This window comes from Mycobacterium celatum (genome assembly GCF_002101595.1).
Lineage (GTDB): Bacteria > Actinomycetota > Actinomycetes > Mycobacteriales > Mycobacteriaceae > Mycobacterium > Mycobacterium celatum.
In genome coordinates this window covers 30,544-51,557 of record NZ_LQOM01000015.1, presented here as the reverse complement: position 1 = coordinate 51,557, position 21,014 = coordinate 30,544, and the positions used below count along the sequence as shown (strand labels likewise).

Below are 21,014 nucleotides of genomic sequence, written 5' to 3'. Positions count from 1 at the left end.
TAGCAGCATGCTGAGGATCGGGCTGACCGGCGGTATCGGTGCCGGGAAGTCGTCGGTAACCGCCACCTTCCAGCAATGCGGTGGGGTCATCGTCGACGCCGACGTGATCGCCCGCGAGGTGGTCGAACCCGGGTCCGAAGGATTGGCGGCGCTCGTCGAGGCGTTCGGCGACGACATTCTGCAGCCGGACGGGTCACTGGACCGGCCGGCGTTGGCGGCCAAGGCTTTCCAAGACGACGAGGCCCGCAAGACGCTCAACGGAATCGTTCATCCGCTGGTCGGCAAGCGCCGCGAGGAAATCATCGCGGCCGTGCCCGACGAGGCCGTGATCGTCGAAGACATTCCGCTGCTGGTGGAGTCGCAGATGGCGCCGCTGTTCCCGCTTGTCGTCGTCGTGCACGCCGACGCCGAAGTACGGGTGCGGCGACTGGTCGAACAACGCGGCATGGACGAAGACGACGCCCGCGCCCGCATCGCTGCGCAGGCCGACGACGAAGCGCGTCGCGCCGTCGCCGATGTGTGGCTGGACAATTCCGGCACGCCGGAGGAGTTGGCCGATCAGGCCCGCGAGGTGTGGAATCACCGGATCGTGCCTTTTGCACACAATCTCAGTGCGCGCCGGGTGGTCGAAGCACCGACACACGTCGTCCCGGCCGACCCGAGCTGGCCAGAGCAGGCGCAGCGCATCGTCGCGCGGCTCAAAACGGCCTGCGGGTCAAAAGCGTTGCGGGTCGACCACATCGGCGCAACCGCAGTACCCGGCCTGGACGCGGAAGACGTCATCGACATCCAGGTCACAGTGGAATCCCTCGCCGCCGCAGACGAACTCGCCGAGACACTACTGCCCGCGGGTTATCCGCGCATCGACGACATCACCGCGGACGCGCCACTCACCGACAACCCCGGCTTGTGGCGCAAGCGAATTCACGGCTCCGCCGATCCGGGCCGTCCGACCCGTGTTCATCTGCGGGTCGACGGCTGGCCCAACCAGCAGTACGCGCTGCTGCTGGTGGACTGGCATCGCGCCAATCCCGATGTAGCAGACTACTTTCAGGACACTTATCAGCGGGCGTGGGAATGGGCCGACACGACCGGCTGGCGGCCGTAACCCCTAGCTCAGCGGGGCCCCGCAGGACACCACCCGGTTGGGGTCGTTGTTGGCCAGCATCAGCCCGATCGACCGGTCGACCTGCGCGGCGACGTTGTCGTCGACGTCGATCTCGCAATGGACGTTCGCCCCATACGGCCACGGGACCGACACCTGCATGCCCGCCTTGCTCGGATCGGCCAGCACGGTATTCGCCTCGAAGGCGTTGCCGGGCATTGAGCTCAGCCCGGTGCTGCTGGTCTCGTCGTCGTGGATACGGAACGTGGCCTGGCCGCCGGGGGCGACCCCGTCGATGCGGGCGATATAGGTGACGTTGTGCAGGTCCGCGGACGCGATCGGCGGAGTTAACTGTAGGCCAACGGCGGCGGCGGTCACGGCGGCTGTCGCCATCCATTTGCGCTTGGCGGAGCTCATGACTGCCAGATTACCGCCACCTATTGCGTGGCGGCCATGCTTTTGCCGGCTAGCCAGGCTGGCAGCGCGGGCACCACACCGAGGTGCGGCCGCCGATACGACCGCGGCGCAGCCGGGCGCCGCAGCGCGGGCAGGTCGGGTCCGGCTCGTCACGCGCGCCGGTGAGCCACTGTGGCAGCGCGGGGACACAGCCGTGGCGCACCGCGGTGCGCAGCACTCGCCGCATGGTGGCGTGCATCCGCATGACCTCGTCGCCGTCGAGGCCCGTGATCGCCCGGGACGGATGCAGCCTTGCCTGCCAGCATATTTCGTCGGTCAGCAGGTTGCCCAGCCCTGCGATCACCGACTGGTTCAGCAGCGTCGCCTTCAGCCCGCCGCGCCGAGCCGACAGCACATCCCGGAACGTCGGCAGGTCGATGTCCAGTGCATCGGGGCCCTGCGGGCCCGTCACGCGGGCCACGTCGTCGTCGCCGGTGGCGAGCCACACCCCTCGCAGCTTGCGCAGGTCGGCATAGCGAAGGTCGCCGCGATCCAGCGTCACCACCAGCCGCACCCGGCCATCGGCCGGTTCGGTCCCGGACGTGTAGTACGGGTGACCGGTCATGCCGCTGTGCACCAGTATCGTCGGGCCGTCGGTCGGCAAGATCAGCCATTTGCCATGCCGGCCCGGCATATCGAAGCGGCGGCCGCGCAGTGCCCGTCCCAGCGACTGCGGGCTGGTGTTGCGCAGCACACCCGCATCGCGCACTTCGACGTGCCGAACCCGTCGGCCGGGCAGCGTGTTGGTCAGCCGGCGCCGGAACCCTTCCACGTCGGGGAGTTCAGGCATGCGTGGCGAGCCGTTTCGACAGTCGCCGGCGTGGGCGGGTCACAACACCCGGTGCGGGTAAGGCCATCAGCGTGACTCCCTCACCACCTCGCGAGCTTCTTTGACGGTCCGCAAGCTGATGTAGCGTGGATGGCGCAGCTTGCCGTCGCGCGTCCACGCGGCTGAACCCCACATCGACAATGAGTTCCAAACGCACCCAACGGGTTTCGCGCTCGCGAGGTAAGCCCCCGGGTGAAGGGCGACCAGTCGGGGACCTGGCTCGTCGGGCAGGGCGCTACGAATCCCGCGGGGCAACTCGTTCACGACGGGACGCGACCAGCTGGCAACGAGTGCATACTGCAAACCTGCGCTTTCTGCGGTCCCGTCGCAAGCGTCGGGCATCCTGCATGCTGGGGAGATTGAATCGGATTGATCAGCCAGGAGGTCCGCGGTGGACATTCTCGCGATTCCACACCCACCCCACCGCCTGCCGCTATTGGGCGATGTGCTGGGTATCAATCCCCGCAGCCCTGTGCTGTCGGCGTCGCGGATGGTGCGCGGCCTGGGACCGATCTCGGCCGTGAAACTGTTGGGCACCGAGCTGGTCCTGGTGGGTGGGGCCGACCTGGCAGCCGAATTGAATGACGAGACGCGCTTCAGTAAGCACGTGGGACGTCTCCTGCCGCTGCGCCGGATAGTCGGTGACGCGCTGGTCACCGCCGCGAACGACGAGCCGAATTGGCAGCTGGCGCACGACATCCTGGCGCCGGCGTTCACCCGGGAGGCGATGCGCGGCTACCACGCGGTCATGCTGGACGTGGCCCGCGAATTGCTGGGCCGCTGGGACGCCGCCGCCGACCGGATGGAGCGGGTCGACGTCAGCGCCGACATGACGCGGTTGACGCTGGAGACCATCGGGCGCGCCGGATTCGGTTACCGGTTCGCCTCTTTCGACCGCGACCGCCCGCATCCGTTCGTCACCGCCATGACCCGTTCCCTGCGCTACGCCAACTTATCGGCAGACCCGCCGCTAGCACCGGTGCGCCGGGTGCTCGCGGGCTCCGCCCGACAGCATCGTGCGGACGTCGCTCTGATAGAGCGCGTCGTCGACGACGTCATCGCGGCACGCCGCAACGGCGCGGCATCTGATCCGCCCGACCTGCTGGGCCTGATGCTGCACACCGCGCACCCCGAGACCGGCCGCCGCCTGGACCCAGTCAACATCCGCCAGCAGATCATCACTTTTATGATCGCCGGCCACGAGACCACCTCGGGCGCACTATCGTTCGCGCTGTACTACCTCACCAGGGACCGGCAGGCCCTGGCGCGGGCCCAAGCGGAGGTGGACGCACTGTGGGGCCACGCCGACGACCCCCAGCCCACCTTCACCGACATTCCGAAGTTGCGGTATGTACGCGCGGCGCTGGACGAAGCGCTGCGGCTACGGCCGACGGTGCCCGGTTACCGGCGGGCCGCCCGCGCCGACACGATGCTCGCCGGCCGGTACCGGATGAACCGGGGCGACTGGGCGGCGGTGGTGCTACCACTGTTGCACCGCGATCCACAGGTGTGGCGCGGCGCGACCCCAACCGGTTCGATCCCGACCGGTTCGCCCCCGGGGAGGCGAAAACACGCCCCCCGCATGCGTACAGGCCGTTCGGGACCGGGCAACGGGCCTGCATCGGCCGGCAGTTCGCGTTGCACGAAACTGTGCTGACACTCGGGCTTGTCCTGCACCGCTACCAACTGACACCCTCGGACACCTACCGGCTGCAGGTCGCCGAATCCGCCACCCTCCAACCGCGTGGCTTCAAACTCCTGCCGCGCAGACGCTGTCGGCCGGACTCGGCGCCGGTCGCCCACTAGGCTGCCCGCCAGCTCAGCTCCATCCCCTTGCTCGCCAGCCAGCGCTGCAGGTCGTAGCCGTGCCGGGCCAGGCCGTCGACGGCGTCGGCCGCGCGGTGCACCGCCAGCTCGGCCGATTCCGGGGACAGCAGGTGATGCCGTACCGCCACCAGTAGCTCGTTGACGTCGGCGAGCTGTACTCCGGTGCCGGTTCGGACCTCGAGGTCGAGGTAATGGTCCTCGGAGCGCCACGCCGTCGGCCCGGGCGTGTATTCGCCGACGTCGAGGTAGTAGTCGTAGTCACGTTCGTGGCCGGGGTTGAAGTGGAACACCGTGGCCCGCAGGCCCAGCGACGGCAGTAGCCACGACTGCAGGTAGTGGAACTGTTTGCGGCCCGGCGCCCGGCGGGCCATGTACAGGCCCCAGGGCTGCACCGTGTACTCGTCGACGGCCCGCACGATGCCCTTCGGATCGGTGTTGGTGCGGGCTACCAGGTCGAACGTCTCGTGCTTCGGCGGATGGATACAAGACAGCTTAGGCCCGTCGGTGGCCCGGCCTACTCTGTGAACATGGCTTTCGCTACCGAGCATCCGGTTGTCGCGCACTCGGAATACCGGCCTGCCGCAGAGGACGTGGAAGGGTTGGTGCGCGCCGGTGGCCGCTTCGAGGTGGTCAGCCCGCACGACCCGGCCGGCGACCAGCCAGCCGCCATCGACGAGCTCGAGCGCCGCATCAAGGCGGGGGAGAAGGATGTGGTGCTGCTCGGCGCCACGGGCACCGGCAAGTCGGCTACCACCGCGTGGCTGATCGAGCGGCTGCAGCGGCCCACCCTGGTCATGGAGCCGAACAAGACGCTGGCCGCGCAGATGGCCAATGAGTTGCGGGAGATGTTGCCGCACAACGCTGTTGAGTACTTCGTGTCGTACTACGACTACTACCAGCCCGAGGCGTACATTGCGCAGACCGACACCTACATCGAGAAGGACAGCTCGATCAACGACGACGTGGAGCGGCTAAGGCACTCCGCGACGTCGGCGCTGCTGTCGCGGCGCGACGTGGTGGTGGTCGCGTCGGTGTCGTGCATTTACGGTCTGGGCACCCCGCAGTCCTACCTGGACCGGTCAGTCGAGCTGCGGGTGGGCGAGGAGGTGCCGCGGGATGCGCTGCTGCGGCTGCTGGTCGACGTGCAGTACACCCGCAACGACCTGTCGTTCACCCGCGGCTCGTTCCGCGTCCGCGGTGACACCGTGGAGATCATCCCGTCGTACGAGGAACTGGCCGTCCGCATCGAATACTTCGGCGACGAGGTCGAGGCGCTCTACTACCTGCATCCGCTGACCGGTGAGGTGATCCGCCGGGTGGACTCGCTGCGGATCTTCCCGGCCACCCACTACGTCGCCGGCCCGGAGCGGATGGCCCACGCGATCTCCACCATCGAGCAGGAGCTGGCCGAGCGGCTGGCCGAACTGGAGGGCCAGGGCAAGCTGCTGGAGGCTCAGCGGCTGCGGATGCGCACCAACTACGACATCGAGATGATGCGCCAGGTCGGGTTCTGCTCGGGCATCGAGAACTACTCGAGACACATCGACGGTCGCGGGCCGGGCTCGCCACCCGCCACTTTGCTGGACTACTTCCCGGAGGACTTCCTGCTCGTCATCGACGAGTCGCATGTCACCGTGCCGCAGATCGGCGGCATGTACGAGGGCGACATGTCGCGTAAACGCAACCTGGTCGAGTACGGCTTCCGGCTGCCGTCGGCCTGCGACAACCGCCCGCTGACCTGGGAGGAGTTCGCGTCGCGGATCGGGCAGACGGTGTACCTGTCGGCCACCCCGGGCCCGTATGAGCTCAGCCAGACCGGCGGCGAGTTCGTCGAACAGGTGATCCGCCCGACCGGCCTGGTGGACCCCAAGGTGGTGGTCAAGCCGACCAAAGGCCAGATCGACGACCTGATCGGGGAGATCCGCAAACGCGCCGAGGCCGACGAGCGAGTGCTGGTGACGACGCTCACCAAGAAGATGGCCGAGGACCTCACCGACTACCTGCTGGAGATGGGCATCCGGGTGCGCTACCTGCATTCCGAGGTGGACACCCTGCGGCGGGTCGAACTGCTGCGCCAGCTGCGGCTCGGCGAGTTCGACGTGCTGGTGGGCATCAACCTGCTGCGCGAGGGCCTGGACCTGCCCGAGGTGTCGCTGGTCGCCATCCTCGATGCCGACAAGGAGGGCTTCCTGCGCTCGACGCGCAGCCTGATCCAGACCATCGGCCGCGCCGCCCGCAACGTGTCCGGCGAGGTGCACCTCTACGCCGACACGGTCACCGATTCGATGAAAGAGGCCATCGACGAAACCGAGCGGCGCCGGGCCAAGCAAATCGCCTTCAACGAGGAACACGGCATCGACCCCAAGCCGCTGCGCAAGAAGATCGCCGACATCCTCGACCGGGTGTACACCGAGGCCGACGACAGCGAGACCGTCGAGCTGGGTTCCGGGCGCAGTGTGTCCCGCGGCCGGCGGGCCCAGGGTGAGCCGGGCCGGACGGTCAGCGCGGGAATCTTCGAAGGCCGCGACACGACCAACATGCCGCGGGCCGAATTGGCCGACCTGATCAAGGATCTGACCGCGCAGATGATGGCCGCCGCTCGTGATCTGCAGTTCGAACTGGCCGCGCGGTTCCGCGACGAGATCGCCGACCTGAAGAAGGAACTGCGCGGTATGGACGCCGCCGGCCTGAAGTGACGGAGGCGACCAGCACCACCGCCGCCACCGGCAGTTGGGGTGCGTTACTCGGTCGCCGCTACCTGGCCACGTCCACGCTGCTGGCCGGCGGGGTGGCGCTGTACGCCACCAACGAGTTCCTGACAATCAGCCTGCTGCCCAGCACGGTCGCCGACATCGGCGGCGAGCGGCTCTACGCCTGGGTGACGACGCTGTACCTAGTGGGTTCGGTGGTCGCGGCCACCACGGTCTACGCCGCGCTGCAGCGGGTCGGGGCCCGCTTGTCGTATCTGCTGGGATTGGCGGTGTTCGCGATCGGCAGCGTGGTGTGCGCGGCGGCCCCGAGCATGGAAATCCTGGTGGCGGGCCGGACGCTGCAGGGCGCGGCCGGCGGGCTGCTGGCCGGTTTGGGCTATGCGGTGATCAACGCCGCGCTGCCGCGTGAGTTGTGGACCCGGGCTTCGGCGCTGGTGTCGGCCATGTGGGGAGTCGCGACGGTGGTGGGGCCGGCGATGGGCGGCTTTTTCGCCCAGTTTGGGATGTGGCGCTGGGCGTTCGGCGCGATGGCTGCGCTGACCGCAGCGATGGGGCTGCTGGTCCCGGTCGTGCTGTCCGCGGGCCGGGTCGACCGGAGCGACGTCCCGCCGGCGCTCAAGGTGCCGGTGTGGTCGCTGTTGCTGCTCGGCACTGCCGCGCTGGCGGTCAGCGTCGCACAGGTTCCGCACAGCAACGTCGCCACGACCGGGCTGCTCGCGGCAAGCCTGCTGCTGGCCGGGCTGTTCCTGGTCGTCGATCGGCGCGTGTCGGCAGCGGTCTTGCCGCCCAGCGCATTCGGGTCCGGGCCGCTGAAGTGGATCTACCTGACCCTGGCGTTGCTGATGGCCGCAGCGATGGTCGACATGTACGTGCCGCTATTCGGTCAGCGGCTGGCCCACCTGACTCCGGTGGTCGCGGGTTTTCTGGGGGCGGCGCTGGCGGTCGGCTGGACCGTCAGCGAGATCGTCAGCGCATCGCTGAGCAGTGCACGCGTTGTTAGGAGGGTGGTCGCGGCCGCGCCGCTGGTCATGGCTGTCGGCCTTGCGCTGGGCGCGGTCACCCAAGTCGACAACGCGCCGCTCGGCGTCGTCGCACTCTGGGCATTCGCGTTGCTGATCACCGGAACCGGGATCGGGGTGGCCTGGCCGCACCTGTCGGCGTGGGCGATGAACTGCGTCGACGACCCGGGTGAAGGCGGCGAGGCGGCGGCCGCGATCAACGTCGTGCAGCTGATCTCCGGAGCATTCGGCGCGGGACTGGCCGGTGTGGTGGTCAACAGCGCCGAGGGCGGGGCGGTCATGGCGGCCCGCTGGCTGTTCGCGGTGTTCGCGGTGCTGGCGGCTCTCAGCGTTCTGGCCTCCTACCGGGCCACTCGCGGGCAGAGTTAGGGTCGTTCCGTGGACGCCTTCGCCGCCGGACGGCTGACCCGCTCCCTGGACGCCCTGCACTCGCTGGTCTACTTCCGGCCGGACGCCAACGAGAAGTTCGGCGAACTCGGCCTGGAACCCCGAACCCATTATTTCGCCGGCCGTTCGGCGCCGATGGGCGCCGTGTCGGCGAATGTTGTTGCGGCGACGTTCTATAACTTCAACCCGCGGCTGGTGGCCGGTGCGATTCCGGCCGCCTGGGAGCTGGCGTCGCCGGAGACGGTGACGCGGGTTCGTTACGAGATCGTCGCGACGGCGCTGCCCCGGGTGCTCGGTGAACAGCTCAGCGGGTCAACGGAATTGGCCCGGGCCGCGTCGCTGCTGCGCCGTGTCGCCGAGTCGATCCCGAACGGCGACGGCCGGCCGCTGTACGCCGGCCACGCCGAATTACCGTGGCCGGACGTACCCGTCGTCCAGCTATGGCACGCGATCACGCTGTTGCGTGAGTACCGCGGCGACGGCCATATCGCCGTCCTGGTGTCCGAGGGGCTCAGTGGGCTGGAGGCGTTGATCACGCACACCGCAACGGGGATCGGTTTCAGCGCCGAATCCGCTCGGCGGTTGCGCGGGTGGAGTGCAGACGAGTGGAATGCGGTCACCGAGAACCTCATTGCGCGCGGGATTATGCACGCTGCAGGTGAGTTGACACCGGCCGGCACCGAACTCCGCTCCAAAATCGAAGATCTCACCGACGAGCTGGGATATGCGCCGTGGCGGGCCCTGTCGGCGGACGAGGCCGACGAGCTGATCGGCTTCGCGGCTACGATCCGCGAGGCCGTCCGGGCTGCGGGCGTCTTCCCGGCCGGGGTATTCGGCCCACGGCACGGCCAGGCCCGCTAGACCGATGGCGGCGACCCGCCGCTAGCCCCGAACAGACTTCGTCACCTGCGAGTAATGGAACTGCCAGCGCTCGACGATGTGGAATCCCAGTTCGCCGGCGAACTGATAGGCGGGCGCATGTCCCAACAGCGGGCCCGGCGCCAGTGATCCGCCGCTCTGGTGGTCGGGCAGTGTCTTGTCGCGACTCGAAATCGTCCACACCTTGGTGCATTTGTCCAACCGTGGCAACACCAGCCACACCGCGACGTGGCCGTCCCACAGCGTGCCGTGATCGGGTCCGTAGGCGCCGCGTTCGACGTCGGCCAACGGCGCGAAGGCTGCCGGCCGGGTCGCCAGCAGGGCGCGGATCGGGCCGGGCAACCAGTGCACGGTGTTGTCGACAAGCAGGCAGTCGCCGGGCGACGCGTGAGCGGCGACGACGTCGGCGACCTGGCTGTAGTCCCAGCCCTCTTTCGCATACGGGCCGCGTTGGGTGAAAAGGTAATTCGGGAACGCGGCCGCCGCGAACAGGATCAGCACGCCGGCGACCGCCCACGGCTTGCGGGCGATCATGACGATGCAGACGGCCAGCACGACGGCCGCGGCCGGCGCGGTAAGGATCAGGTAACGCGGGTAGTAGATCGGTTCGCCGAACGCCGAGTAGATCAGGATCACGCCGGTGGGCAGGACGATCCAGGCGACGCAGATGATCAGCAGGCGGCGCGTATCGCCCACTGGGGAAGCGCGGCCGGCCAGCCGAGCCGTGATGGCCACGAGTATCACCACGCCGGCGAGAATGGCGAAGGGGACGCTGTGGTCGAAATATTGGCGATGTACGACGTCTAGGAACAGGTTTCGCCTTAGCGTCGTGATCCACTTGACCTGCCAGACCTGGCTGTGGGCGAACACCATGAACGGCGCCATGAGCGCCAGCGCGGCCAGTGAGGTGGCTGCCCACCAGATGACGGCAGACTTCCCGCGCGCGAGCAGCGGCTGCGCCGCGGCGTAGACCAGCACCAGCAGCGACAGGTTGATGCTCAACAGAATCGACAGCATTAACGCCAGCATGTAGAGCAGCCACAGCCACGGCCGGTTGCGTCGCGCCGACACCACGAACAAGACCGTCAGCCACACGGCGGCAGTCGCTTCGAGTGCATAAGGGCGGGCTTCGATTCCGGCCCACGTCACCCGCGGCAACATCGCGAAGACGATGCCCGCGCACACCGCGGTGCTGCGCGGCGAGAACTGCCTGGTGAAGACCACCACACCCGCGGCGGCCGCGCCCACCGCCAGGGCGCTCGGCACCCGCGACCAGAATTCGGTCGGCGGGAACACCGCGAACCAGCCGTGCATCAGCAGGTAATACAGGCCGTGCACGGCGTCGATATGTCCCAGCAGCCGCCACAGTTGGGTCAGCGACCGGCTCGCCGATGCCGAAATCGTCGCGCCCTCGTCGAACCACAACGACGGCCGGCCGGCCGCGGCGCCGCTGAGCACGGCCGCCAGCACAGCAATCACCAGCGGGTCGAGGACCCGGCCGCGGGGTCGCGGGCATGGACCGCTCGTGGCGACCGTGGCCGCGGGCTCGTCGACTATCGGGGCAGCCATAATGCCTGACACTGTAAAGCTCCTGTGGTGAACCTCATTACCAATAGCGGCGGTCCTCAACCACTCCGACGCGGCCGGCAGCGGCGCCATCCAGTGAAATACCCTGGTAGGCAGGGTATCCCAGTCACACCGGGTGCCCGTCGACCGCATCAGGCGCCGAACCGCGGACCGCGGGCTGCGCATTGGCGGGGACGCACCGGCCGTCGCCGCCCGTGTGGTGTGTCGCAAATCCAACCCTGGCATCCGGCAAAGCGATACTGTCTTGGGTTGGCGTAGCAACCGACACCTGGGAGGGTAAATGAGCGCCTATCGGACCGTGGTGGTGGGAACCGACGGCTCGGACTCATCGCTGCGCGCGGTCGACCGGGCAGGCAACATCGCCGGGGCGGACGCGAAGCTGATCATCGCCACGGCGTACCTGCCCCAGCACGAGGACCCGCGAGCCGCCGACGTCTTGAAGGACGAAAGCTACAAGGTGTCGGGCAGCGCCCCGATTTACGCGATTCTGCGCGAGGCGAAGGATCGCGCTCAGGCCGCGGGCGCCAAGAACATCGAGGAACGGTCGGTCGTCGGAGCTCCGGTCGATGCGCTGGTCGGCCTCGCCGAAGAAGTCAACGCCGACCTGCTGGTGGTCGGAAACGTCGGCTTGAGCACGATCGCCGGCCGGCTCCTGGGATCGGTGCCGGCCAACGTTTCACGGCGGGCCAAGGTCGACGTGTTGATCGTGCACACCACTCCTTGAGCCGCGCGACCGCACGATAGCCACGACTCCGGCGCCGGCGAGGATCGCAAATGCCAATGTCGGCAGCCAATCGCCCAGCCGTTGGTACACAGTGATGTTCGATCCGAGCGGAACGTCGACGACGACCACACCGCGATAGCTCGACGAACGCCAGGCGAGTATCCGGCCGCGCGCGTCGAAAACCGCGCTGTCGCCGGACAATCCGGCATGCACCGCCGGATGGCCCACTTCGATCGCGCGCATCGCCACCGTCGCCGCCAACTGCGGCTGGGCCCAGCTGCCCTGAAACGTCGACGTCGACGTCTGGTAGGCGAGCAGCTCGGCGCCGCGTTGAACCTCGCGGCGCGGGAGGTCGGGGAAGACCGCTTCGAAACTGATCAACGGCCCGAGTGCGAGTGAGCCGGCGTGCAGCACCACCGGTCCGTCGCCGCGACGCCGGTCCTCGCCGGCAGCCTTGGTGTGGCGGGTGAACCAGCCGAGCATCGGGCGCAGCGGCACGTACTCGCCGAACGGCACCAGCCGGGTCTTGCGGTAGAAACCCAGCAATCCGGTGGGCCCGACCAACACCGATGACTTGTAGATCCCGCCGCCCGGAGCGGGGGCGTCGACGTTGACCAGCAGGTAGGCGCCGACCCGCCGGGACAGTTCGGTCAGCCGCCGCGCCACGTCGGGGTGGGTGGCCGGATCGGCACCGACGCTGCTCTCGCCCCAGACGACGAGGTCAAGGTGCCGGTCCGCCAGCGTTGCGGTCAACGCTTCGGAGGCTGCTTGCCGGGCGGCGGAGTAGTCGACGACACCCGGCTGCACCAGCGCCACCCGTGCCGTCGCGCCCGCCGTAGGCGCCGGCCCCAGCACGAACCAGGCTGGGCCGAGGCCTGCGCACACTGCCGTGACCAGGGGGACCGCGCGGCGCCGCTGCAGAATCACACCGGCGATCGCCGTGTTCACCGCGACGATCAGGAAGCTTGTCAGCCACATGCCGCCGACGGCCGCCGAGGCCGCCGTCGCGGGCTGGTTCCACTGCGAGGCGCCCAGCGCAGCCCACGGACCGCCCAGACCGGGCAAGGACCGCACCGCCTCGCCCGCCACCCACGCACTGGGTAGGACGAGCGCCGCGGCGAGCGGCGATCGCGACAACAGCCGGTGGGCCGCCCAGCCCCACGGCAGCCACAACGCGCCCACCCCGGCGGCCAGCAACACCAGCGCCAGCCCACTCGTCGGCAGCAGCCAGTATTGGGTGCTCACCACGTAGCCGGCCAGGCCACACCACGCCCGGACGGCGGCGTCGACCGCCGTCGGCGCGGCGCGCACGACGAGCAGCAGCGGCACCAGCGCAAACCAGGCCAGCCACCACCAGGACGGCGCCGGGAAGGCGAGCGCCGGCAACGCACCGGCAACCAGCGCCGCCGCCCAGCCGGGCAGGCGCCGGCGGAGTCTCACGCGCTGGCGAGGCCGTGGCGCGCCAGCCGGAACGTCCGCGTCACCCGGTCCGGCCGCGTGGTGAGGGTGACTTCGACGGCGCCGCCCGGTGTGACGACGTAGCGCTCCTCGACGTCGGGTCCATCGTCGCGCCGACTGACCGGCCGGCGCCACAGGTCGGGTTCGTCGTCGAGCTCCGGGTCGAACGGGAAGAAGACCGGATCGTAGGGGGTGACGTCGCCGTCGGGGTGGCCGTCGCGCAGCCGGCTGCACTCCACGAACCGGAAGTGCCCGATGTTGTGCGCCGCGCGGTAGCTGCGCGTGACGACGAGCGGCGGCTGGCCGTCGGTGGGCAGCTGGACGCCCTTCGACACGATCGGGTCGAAGCTGACATCTTCGCCGGCGTGCGCCTCACGAAAGACGCCGAAATGTCGCGAAAGACGGTCGGACAGCACGAATCCCGCTTCCTTGTCGAGGAAGGCGGCGAGGCCGATCGCGGTCGCGGCGAACGGGTGCGGTGAGCGTTTGACGCGCTTCTCGTCGAACGCCGCGCGCAGCATGCGGGCGACCAGCGGGAAGCTGCCCGCCCCGCCCACCACGTAGATGCCGGCCACCTCCGACCAGTCGAGGGTCTCCAGCACGTGCGACAGGGCCGTCATGGTCTTGTCGACCAGCGGCGCGCAGGCCGCGTACACGTCGTCGATCGGGCAGGAGAACGGCGGCTTGCCGACCGCCTCGAGATCGACCAGGAAGCGACGGGTGTTCGGGCCGACTGCCTCCTTGCGGCTGGTGCACTCCTCGAGCAGCAGGTCTCGGGCGGCGGCGTCCAGCCGGTGGAGTGTGGCGCCGTTGCGGACGAGCTCGAGGATTGCCTCGTCGAAGTCGTCGCCGCCGAGGCGCTGGATGCCCTCGCTGGTGACGACCTCGTTGAGCTGGCCGGTCATCTTCAACAGCGATGCGTCGAAGGTTCCGCCGCCGAGGTCGTAGATCAGTACATACTCGCGCTTGGCGGTGATCGTCGAGCGGTAGCGGTGGGCATACTCGAAGCCCGCCGCCGACGGCTCGTTGAGCAGCGCGATGACCTCGAAGCCCGCCTGCGCGAATGCATCGAGGGTCAAGAAGCGTTGGGCGCTCGATGCGTTGGCCGGGACGCTGATTGCGGCCTCGATCCGCTCGCCCGGTGTTAGGTCGACGTTGGAGCGGTGCTGCAGATCCGTTTTCAGCTGGGTCAGAAAGCCGGCGAACAGGTCGGCAAGCCGGTAGCGGCGCCCGGCCAGCTCGACCGTGGTACGGGGCCCGGCGTCGCCGAGCAGCCGCTTGAACGAGCGCAGCACCGACCAGCCGGGCTGGTGGCGCACCGCGGCCGCATCCAAACCGAAGCGCAGTTCGCCGTCCTCGTTGGCGGCGATGAGCGACGGCCAGGTGTCCGACCCGTCGAACGACGCCACGGGGTAGTTGCCGCGGTCGACGACCGCCGCGACCGTGTGCGTTGTGCCGAAGTCGATACCCACCCTCATCGCGCTTAAGCTTAGGCGCTGCAGCGCGTTTCGCGTGGTTGATTACCAGCCGCGCGTCTTCCACTCGCCCAGGTGGGGTCGTTCGGCGCCCAGCGTGGTGTCGTCGCCGTGGCCGGGATAGACGACGGTCGAATCGTCGTAGACGTCGAATACCCGCGTGGTGACGTCGTCGAGCAGCTGCTCGAAATCGCCGGGCTGCCATGTCTTTCCGACTCCGCCGGGAAACAGGCAGTCGCCGGTGAACAACTGGGTGGCGTCGCCGACCCCGTCGAGGGCCAGCGCGATCGAGCCGGGCGTGTGGCCGCGCAGGTGGATGACATCGAACGACATGTTTCCGACTTGCACGGTGTCGCCGCCCTTGAGCAGCCGGTCCGGCTTGACCGGCAGCGCCTCGGCGTCGATTTCGTGCGCGGCGGTGGGGGCGCCAGTTGCCTCGGCCAGTGCTTGCAGCGCCTGCCAGTGGTCGAAGTGCTGGTGGCTGGTGACGATCAGCGACACCTTCGGCGCGGAGCGTCGCACCAGGTCGATGAGTAGGTCGGCGTCGTTGGCGGCGTCGATCAGCAGGGTTTCCCCGGTTTGGGCACACGTCACCAGGTAGGCGTTGTTGTCCATCGGGCCGACCGACGCCTTCACTATCGTCGCGCCGGGCAGGGTCCGCCGTGCGGCGGTGCCCGGCTCCACGTGTCCGGTGTAGTTGTCGTCGACGATCTTCATAGGCGCCACGGTACTGCTGTCGGTACCGACACCTAGCATGGGAAACGATGAGTGACCGGCTGATCGTCAAAGGTGCGCGTGAGCACAACCTGCGCAGCGTCGATCTTGATTTGCCGCGCGACGCGTTGATCGTCTTCACCGGCCTGTCCGGGTCCGGGAAGTCTTCGCTGGCGTTCGACACGATCTTCGCCGAGGGGCAGCGGCGCTACGTGGAATCGCTGTCGGCATACGCCCGCCAATTCCTCGGCCAGATGGACAAGCCCGACGTCGACTTCATCGAGGGCCTCTCCCCGGCAGTGTCCATCGACCAGAAGTCGACCAACCGCAACCCGCGGTCGACCGTCGGCACCATCACCGAGGTCTACGACTACCTGCGGCTGTTGTACGCCCGGGCTGGCACCCCGCACTGCCCGGTCTGCGGGCATCGCATCGCCCGCCAGACCCCGCAGCAAATCGTCGACCAGGTGCTGGCCATGCCGGAGGGCACCCGCTTCCAGGTGCTGGCGCCGGTGGTGCGCACCCGCAAGGGCGAGTTCGTCGACCTGTTCGAGAAGCTCAACAGCCAGGGCTACAGCCGGGTCCGGGTCGACGGCGTCGTGCATCCGCTGACCGACCCGCCGAAGCTGAAGAAGCAGGAGAAGCACGACATCGAGGTCGTGGTCGACCGGCTGACCGTCAAGTCCAGCGCCAAGCAGCGGCTCACCGATTCGGTGGAGACCGCGCTAAATCTGGCCGACGGCATCGTCGTGCTGGAGTTCGTCGACCACGAACACGACGCGCACAACCGCGAACAGCGGTTCTCCGAGAAGCTGGCCTGCCCCAACGGGCATTCCCTGGGCGTGGACGACCTTGAGCCGCGGTCGTTTTCGTTCAACTCACCCTATGGCGCCTGCCCGGAGTGCAGCGGCCTGGGCATCCGCAAGGAGGTCGACCCCGACCTGGTTGTCCCTGACCCGGAGCTCACCCTGGCCGAAGGCGCGGTGGCGCCGTGGTCGATGGGCCACACCGCGGAGTACTTCACCCGGATGATGGCCGGCCTCGGCGAGTCGATGGGCTTCGACGTCGACACCCCGTGGCGCAAACTGCCGGCCAAGGCCCGCAAGGCGATCCTGGAGGGCTGTGACGAGCAGGTGCACGTGCGCTACCGCAACCGGTACGGGCGCACCCGCTCCTACTACGCCGACTTCGAAGGCGTGCTGGCGTTCCTGCAACGCAAGATGGACCAGACCGAGTCCGAGATGATGAAGGAGCGCTACGAGGGCTTCATGCGCGACGTGCCGTGCCCGGAGTGCGAGGGGACACGGCTCAAGCCGGAGATTCTTGCGGTGACGCTGGCGGGGAAGCGCGGCAAGAAATCCATCGCCGAGGTCTGCGAGCTGTCGATCTCGGACTGCTCGGACTTTTTGAATGCGCTGACCCTCGGCCCGCGCGAACAGGCCATCGCCGGGCAAGTGCTCAAAGAAATCCAGTCGCGGCTGGGCTTTCTGCTCGACGTCGGGCTGGAGTACCTGTCGCTGTCGCGGGCCGCGGCCACGCTGTCCGGCGGCGAGGCGCAGCGCATCCGGTTGGCCACCCAGATCGGCTCGGGGCTGGTCGGCGTGCTCTACGTGCTCGACGAGCCGTCGATCGGCCTGCACCAGCGCGACAACCGTCGGCTCATCGAAACTCTCACCCGGCTAAGGGATTTGGGCAACACGCTGATCGTGGTCGAGCACGATCAGGACACCATTGCTCATGCCGACTGGATCGTCGACATCGGCCCGGCCGCCGGTGAGCACGGCGGGCAGATCGTGCACAGCGGGACCTACGACGAGTTGCTGCGCAACAAGAACTCGATCACCGGTGCCTACCTGTCCGGTGCGGAAAGCATTGAGACGCCGGCGATCCGGCGGCCGGTCGACAAGCGCCGGCGGCTGACGGTGGTCGGGGCGCGCGAACACAACCTGCGTGAGATCGACGTCGCGTTCCCGCTCGGGGTGCTGACCTCGGTGACCGGGGTGTCCGGTTCCGGAAAGTCGACGCTGGTCAACGACATCCTGGCCGCGGTGCTCGCCAACAAGCTCAACGGCGCCCGCCAGGTGCCGGGCCGGCACACCCGGGTCACCGGCCTCGACCACGTCGACAAGTTGGTGCGGGTTGACCAGTCGCCGATCGGACGTACCCCGCGGTCCAACCCGGCCACCTACACCGGGGTGTTCGACAAGATCCGCACGCTGTTCGCCGCCACCACGGAGGCCAAGGTGCGTGGTTACCAGCCGGGTCGGTTCTCGTTCAACGTCAAAGGCGGCCGCTGCGAAGCCTGTTCGGGTGACGGCACCATCAAGATCGAGATGAACTTCCTGCCGGATGTGTATGTGCCGTGCGAGGTGTGCCACGGTGCGCGTTACAACCGGGAAACCCTCGAGGTGCACTACAAGGGCAAGACCATCTCCGAGGTGCTGGACATGTCGATCGAGGAGGCGGCGGAGTTCTTCGAGCCGATCACCGGCATCCACCGTTATCTGCGCACGCTGGTCGACGTGGGGCTGGGCTATGTGCGGCTCGGGCAGCCGGCGCCGACGCTGTCCGGCGGCGAGGCGCAGCGGGTGAAGCTCGCCTCCGAACTGCAGAAGCGTTCCACCGGCCGCACGGTTTACATCCTCGACGAGCCCACCACCGGCCTGCACTTCGACGACATCCGCAAACTACTCAATGTGCTCAATGGTCTTGTCGACAAGGGCAATACGGTGATCGTCATCGAGCACAACCTGGACGTGATCAAGACGTCGGATTGGATCATCGACCTGGGTCCCGAGGGTGGCGCCGAAGGCGGCACCGTCGTCGCCGAGGGTACCCCGGAAGATGTTGCGGCCGTGCCGGAAAGCTACACCGGCAAGTTCCTGGCCGAGACGCTCGGTGTGCCGCCCGTCCGGTCCCGGAAGCCCGGCCGGAGACGGGTCAGCGCCTAGCCTTCGACAGCGGCGAGGGGAAGCGCGGGGGGATCCGCACACCGTCCAGCCAGGTGGTCAGCACATCGGCCCGCTTGGACAGAGCCCGCCGCCCGTCACGGCCGGGATCTTCCAAAAGCTGCAGCTGAACCCGGCCGTCGGCATCCTGCGACCAGCCGCCCACCACCCGGCCGTGCCACCATGCTGTCGGACCGGCGTTGCCGTTCCTGTCGAAGACCTGCTCGCGATGGCCGCCGAGATACCAGTCGCGCTGAGACCAGCCCATCGTGGTGGGGTCGAGTCCGGGCAGCAGCGCGCACCACGGTTCGGTGTCCGGTTCGGGATCGAGGTCGTCAGCCAGCGCGAAGCCCGGACTGCCGTGCAGATCCACTGCCTCGGCGCCAATCTCGGCCAGGTGCCGCAGCACCGCCGCGCAGGCCGCATCGAGCCAGCCTTCGCCATCTTGGGCGACACCGGCTTTTTGCACATCGGCGACGAGCCGACGACGCTCGTTGGCCGCGACTCGATCGCTGGCGGCCGGCTGAATCATCGCGAGGTCTTCGGCGTTGACCACCCACAGTGTGCGGCGCATCGCCAGATGCTTGACCACAGAACGCTGCTGATACAGCTCGGTATCGAGGTCGCCGGTGACGAAGCCTGGTATGCGCGCCCACAGCGATAAATACGGTGTGGCCGGATCGGTAGCATGTAGACCCACCAGCGCGCCGGTGATCGCCGCTACTGATTCAGAACTCTTAGTCAACAGGAAATGCCTGCGCGCCAAGCGGTTCCGCCGCTCTGCGACACTGAAGCTTCTCAGCGGTCATCCTCATGCATCGATTGGCGGATCTCGGCCAACCGCCCGGCAGCCGCCTGTTGCCGAGCGCGGTACTGCTCCTCGACGCTGCGGCCTTCCACAGTCTCGGCATCCAATTCGGCGGCGCCCGAGGAGGTTCCGTACCGCGACTCGAGCTTCTCGCGGACCGACTCGAACGTCGGGACACCGGAGTCGTCGTATCCGGTATCCGGCTCGTCGGGCATGGCTACATGCTACCCGTGCGATCCAGATAACGATTCATCTGCTGCCAGTACACGAGTGTCAGCGCCATCTGTACCGCGGTGGCGACCGCCGCTGCGGCGAGCCGATGCCGACGCGCCGCCGAGAGTGCGATGACGGCCGCGACGGACGTCACGACGCTGACCGCCGCGGCGGAGTCCTTCGGACGGTTGGTAATCCCCGCTTCCTCGCCGAGCATCGCGCGGGTGGCCCAATTCCGGTGGTTGGCGGGCTTACCGAAGGCGACCGGGTTGATCGCCAGCCAGACAACGAGTATCGCCGCGTGACTTCACCGTCGCGTCCACACCGGCACCAGCACCAGCGGCGTGCTGGCCCGGCGCGTCCACGCGCTCCCTGGATTGCAGTGCCGTGCGAATATCGCGCGGCGAATACGTGCGATCGGTGACATCGGCCGTGGGTTACCTGTTGGCGGGGAGCGGAGCGGCCACCGCCTGCAACGGAATCCGTGGCGCCTCGGGGGTGCCCAGCTGGCCGGCCAACCACGGCAGCGCGGCTGTGAACACCCGGTCGGCGAAGGGCCAGTCATGTTTACCGGGCTGGGCGACCACTGCACAGTCGATGCCCTGGGCCCGCCCGAGCGTGCACAGCGATTCGGCGGCCGCCGCGGTGCCATTGGGATTGGTGCCCCGATCATCGGCTCCGGGAGTACCGGTGCCGACCGCGGTGACGGCGCGACGCGGCGTGGAATTGACCGCGAACCAGCCCGAAACCCCGTGATAGCGGCCGTGTTTGGTGATCACCTGAGTCGGATCGAACGCCGCCCAGGCCGCCGCATCCCCGCCGAACAGGCGGGCGATCGTCTGCGCCTTGGTTCCCGAGTTGGGGCCCAGATCGCCGGCGATGTCGACGAATGCGCTGAACTCCTCGGGATGCATCACGGTCAGGTCGACCGCGCACGTGCCACCCATCGACCAGCCCACGATGCCCCATTTCGAGCGGTCGGGGCTGACGCCGAACCGAGAAACCATGAAGGGCACAACGTCTTTGGTCAAATGGTCGGCGGCATTACCCCGGCTGCCGTTGACGCACTCGGTGTCGTTGTTGAACGCGCCGCCGGAATCCACGAACACCAGCACCGGCGCGCTGCCGCCGTGCGCGGCCGCGAAGTCGTCGACGGTCTTTACAGCGTTGCCGGCCCGCAGCCAGTCGGCGGGGGTGTTGAACTCGCCGCCGATCATCATCACCGTCGGCAGCGCCGGCCGTGGTTCGGCGAACCATGCCGGCGGTAGATACACTAGCTCACCGCGGTGCTTGAAGTGTGACGCGTCGGCGGGGATCGTCACCGGCACCACGCTGCCGCGCGGCGGCTGGGCGCCCTTGGCGGCCATCGCCGTAACGGCCGCCGCGTCAGTCTGATCGGGCAACGGGCCAGCGGCGAGCTGGTTCCACGCGGTCTGCACGGTCGGGAAATAGCCGACCCAGCCGTTGAGCGCCAGCGCCGAACTCAGAAGGCACAGCGGTACCGCAGCCACCGATGCGCCGCGACGCCACCAGCGTGCGCTTCGCCAGCCCAGCGTCAGCACGGCGGCGGCCGCGCCGGTCAGCGCGATCCACATCCACAGCGTGCGCGGCGCCGGCTCGCCGGCCAGACCGTCGTCGGCGATGTACCAGTACGCCCAGCACGTCGCCGCGACACCCACCGCGGCGGCCACCGGCAGCCACACCAGACGCCAACGACGCGACCGCCACCCGATGGCCAGCGCCAGCGCGACCGCGGCGGCGGCCTGCACCGCGAGCGGCACCCAGCCGTGCATCAACGATGTGTGGTGGCCGACCAGCAGCGGTGCGGCGACGCTGGTCGTCGAAGCTGTCACAAAATCCATTGTGACTCATCC

The 21,014-nt window shown here is 68.4% G+C and carries 17 protein-coding genes and 1 pseudogene; 7 read left to right on the top strand and 11 right to left on the bottom strand.

Translation table 11 applies throughout. The features are described from left to right. Positions 1 to 7: 7 nt before the first annotated feature. On the top strand, positions 8 to 1,108 hold the full coding sequence (gene coaE, locus AWB95_RS03585; protein ID WP_062538301.1) for a dephospho-CoA kinase: 1,101 nt from the start codon (positions 8 to 10) through the stop codon (positions 1,106 to 1,108). A 3-nt stretch (positions 1,109 to 1,111) separates the two neighbouring features. Here coaE and AWB95_RS03580 read toward each other — a convergent pair whose 3' ends face one another. Together AWB95_RS03580 and AWB95_RS03575 are read right to left on the bottom strand one after the other, a co-directional pair. Further along, positions 1,112 to 1,522: a hypothetical protein gene (locus tag AWB95_RS03580; RefSeq protein WP_062538300.1), complete on the bottom strand. Its 411-nt coding sequence runs from the start codon at positions 1,520 to 1,522 to the stop codon at positions 1,112 to 1,114. A gap of 49 nt (positions 1,523 to 1,571) precedes the next feature. Next, positions 1,572 to 2,351 carry a DNA-formamidopyrimidine glycosylase family protein gene (locus tag AWB95_RS03575; protein WP_062538299.1) on the bottom strand — a complete coding sequence of 260 codons (780 nt, stop codon included), beginning with the start codon at positions 2,349 to 2,351 and terminating at the stop codon, positions 1,572 to 1,574. A gap of 430 nt (positions 2,352 to 2,781) precedes the next feature. Here AWB95_RS03575 and AWB95_RS03570 point away from each other — a divergent pair. Further along, positions 2,782 to 4,196 (top strand): annotated as a pseudogene (locus AWB95_RS03570) (cytochrome P450). On the opposite strand, the gene AWB95_RS03565 reads toward AWB95_RS03570, so the two are convergent. Then, positions 4,193 to 4,633: a ribonuclease FAU-1 family protein gene (locus AWB95_RS03565; protein ID WP_169714632.1), complete on the bottom strand. Its 441-nt coding sequence runs from the start codon at positions 4,631 to 4,633 to the stop codon at positions 4,193 to 4,195. The pseudogene AWB95_RS03570 and the gene AWB95_RS03565 overlap by 4 nt on opposite strands. Before the next feature lie 111 nt (positions 4,634 to 4,744). On the opposite strand from AWB95_RS03565, the gene uvrB reads away from it, so the two are divergent. From uvrB to AWB95_RS03550, 3 genes are read left to right on the top strand one after another with little or no spacing between them, the layout of a single operon-like run. After that, positions 4,745 to 6,913, top strand: a complete 2,169-nt coding sequence (gene uvrB / locus AWB95_RS03560; RefSeq protein ID WP_062538298.1) for an excinuclease ABC subunit UvrB — start codon at positions 4,745 to 4,747, stop codon at positions 6,911 to 6,913. Beyond that, entirely contained in the window at positions 6,910 to 8,316 is a 1,407-nt protein-coding gene (locus tag AWB95_RS03555; RefSeq protein ID WP_180276022.1) for an MFS transporter, read from the top strand. Before uvrB ends, AWB95_RS03555 begins: the two co-directional genes overlap by 4 nt. 9 nt (positions 8,317 to 8,325) lie before the next feature. After that, complete coding sequence (locus tag AWB95_RS03550; protein ID WP_062538297.1) at positions 8,326 to 9,195, top strand: SCO6745 family protein; 870 nt, start codon at positions 8,326 to 8,328, stop codon at positions 9,193 to 9,195. 21 nt (positions 9,196 to 9,216) lie between these two features. Here the strand turns inward: AWB95_RS03550 and AWB95_RS03545 are convergent, their stop codons facing one another. Continuing rightward, positions 9,217 to 10,782, bottom strand: coding sequence for a mannosyltransferase (locus AWB95_RS03545; protein WP_062538296.1), 1,566 nt, complete (start codon positions 10,780 to 10,782; stop codon positions 9,217 to 9,219). A gap of 298 nt (positions 10,783 to 11,080) precedes the next feature. On the opposite strand from AWB95_RS03545, the gene AWB95_RS03540 reads away from it, so the two are divergent. Continuing rightward, the gene (locus AWB95_RS03540; protein WP_062538295.1) at positions 11,081 to 11,524 is read left to right on the top strand and encodes a universal stress protein; all 444 of its coding nucleotides are present in this window, start codon (positions 11,081 to 11,083) and stop codon (positions 11,522 to 11,524) included. On the opposite strand, the gene lnt is transcribed toward AWB95_RS03540, so the two are convergent. Genes lnt through AWB95_RS03525 form a run of 3 tightly spaced genes read right to left on the bottom strand, consistent with a single transcriptional unit; the run spans position 11,477 to position 15,174 of the window. Further along, a complete protein-coding gene (lnt, locus tag AWB95_RS03535) occupies positions 11,477 to 12,964 on the bottom strand; it encodes an apolipoprotein N-acyltransferase (RefSeq protein WP_085167657.1) in 1,488 nt (495 codons plus the stop codon). The genes AWB95_RS03540 and lnt overlap by 48 nt on opposite strands. Next, positions 12,961 to 14,460: an Hsp70 family protein gene (locus AWB95_RS03530; protein ID WP_062539045.1), complete on the bottom strand. Its 1,500-nt coding sequence runs from the start codon at positions 14,458 to 14,460 to the stop codon at positions 12,961 to 12,963. The genes lnt and AWB95_RS03530 overlap by 4 nt, the downstream gene beginning before the upstream one ends. A 42-nt stretch (positions 14,461 to 14,502) precedes the next feature. Then, entirely contained in the window at positions 14,503 to 15,174 is a 672-nt protein-coding gene (locus tag AWB95_RS03525) for an MBL fold metallo-hydrolase (RefSeq protein ID WP_062539044.1), read from the bottom strand. Positions 15,175 to 15,221: 47 nt separating this feature from the next. Between AWB95_RS03525 and uvrA the strand changes: the two genes are divergently transcribed. Continuing rightward, positions 15,222 to 18,122: an excinuclease ABC subunit UvrA gene (gene uvrA / locus AWB95_RS03520; RefSeq protein WP_062539043.1), complete on the top strand. Its 2,901-nt coding sequence runs from the start codon at positions 15,222 to 15,224 to the stop codon at positions 18,120 to 18,122. Here uvrA and AWB95_RS03515 read toward each other — a convergent pair. The 4 genes from AWB95_RS03515 to AWB95_RS03500 form a co-directional block, all read right to left on the bottom strand. Next, the gene (locus AWB95_RS03515; protein ID WP_062539042.1) at positions 18,112 to 18,921 is read right to left on the bottom strand and encodes a DNA glycosylase AlkZ-like family protein; all 810 of its coding nucleotides are present in this window, start codon (positions 18,919 to 18,921) and stop codon (positions 18,112 to 18,114) included. The two genes, uvrA and AWB95_RS03515, sit on opposite strands and share 11 nt — an antisense overlap. Continuing rightward, positions 18,918 to 19,142, bottom strand: a complete 225-nt coding sequence (locus tag AWB95_RS03510; protein ID WP_062539041.1) for a hypothetical protein — start codon at positions 19,140 to 19,142, stop codon at positions 18,918 to 18,920. The genes AWB95_RS03515 and AWB95_RS03510 overlap by 4 nt, the downstream gene beginning before the upstream one ends. 2 nt (positions 19,143 to 19,144) lie before the next feature. After that, the gene (locus AWB95_RS23580) at positions 19,145 to 19,357 is read right to left on the bottom strand and encodes a hypothetical protein (RefSeq protein WP_232315554.1); all 213 of its coding nucleotides are present in this window, start codon (positions 19,355 to 19,357) and stop codon (positions 19,145 to 19,147) included. 220 nt (positions 19,358 to 19,577) lie between these two features. Continuing rightward, entirely contained in the window at positions 19,578 to 21,002 is a 1,425-nt protein-coding gene (locus AWB95_RS03500) for an alpha/beta hydrolase (protein ID WP_099539710.1), read from the bottom strand. Positions 21,003 to 21,014: the final 12 nt, after the last annotated feature.